Below are 814 nucleotides of genomic sequence, written 5' to 3'. Positions count from 1 at the left end.
GATGGCGAGGCTGGAGCCGACGGAGATGCCCCAGACCGAGGAGAGCGCGCTGCGGCCGTCGCGGTCGGTGGCGCGCAGCTGCAGGCCCGGCCAGGAGCCGAGGCTGGTGGGGGCGCCGGCGACGGCGCCGCTGTCCGCGTCGAGGGCGAGGCCGGGCGGCAGGGTGCCGGAGGCGAGGCTCCAGGCGTAGGGCCCGGCGCCGCCGCTGGCCGAGAAGCGGGCGCCGTAGGGCTGGCCGATCGTGGCGAAGGTCGAGGCGGTGCCGGCGACGGCCAGCACGTCCGAGACGGTGATCGCGAAGGGCTCGGAGCTGCGGCTGCGGCCGGCCGCGTCGGTGACGCGGACCGCGATGTCGGCGAAGCGGCCGATTGCGGTGGGGGTGCCGGAGATGGCGCCACCCGTCGACAGGCTGAGGCCCGGCGGCAGGGTGCCGGCGGCGAGCGCGAAGCTGTAGGGCGCGCGCCCGCCCGAGGCGGCGAAGCTCGCCGAGTAGCTCTGGCCGAGCGTGGCGGCCGCGCCGGGGCTGCCGGCGATGCGCAGCGGGCCGGCGACCGTGATGGCGAAGCTGGTCTGCTCGCGCCGGCCCGCCGCGTCGGTGACGCGCAGGACGATGCCCGGGTAGCTGCCGGCACTGGTCGGCGTGCCGGCGATGCGGCCGTCCGCCTCGAGGGAGAGGCCGGGCGGCAGGGTGCCGCCGGCCAGATCGAAGGCGTAGGGGGCGCTGCCGCCGCCGGCGGAGAAGCGGGCCTCGTAGGGCTCGCCCAGCATGCCCTCGCCGGCGCCGCCGGCGAGGACGAGCGGGTCGGCCACCACG

Annotated in this window: 1 protein-coding gene; it reads right to left on the bottom strand. The window is 78.6% G+C overall.

The genetic code is table 11. From position 1 onward, the window contains the following. On the bottom strand, window positions 1–814 hold an 814-nt coding region (locus MFF56_RS31875; protein ID WP_238232220.1), incomplete at both ends, for an Ig domain-containing protein.

It is taken from the genome of Methylobacterium hispanicum (assembly GCF_022179285.1).
Taxonomy (GTDB): domain Bacteria; phylum Pseudomonadota; class Alphaproteobacteria; order Rhizobiales; family Beijerinckiaceae; genus Methylobacterium; species Methylobacterium hispanicum.
The sequence above is the reverse complement of the archived record's forward strand: the minus strand, read 5'-3'. Positions and strand labels throughout refer to the sequence as shown.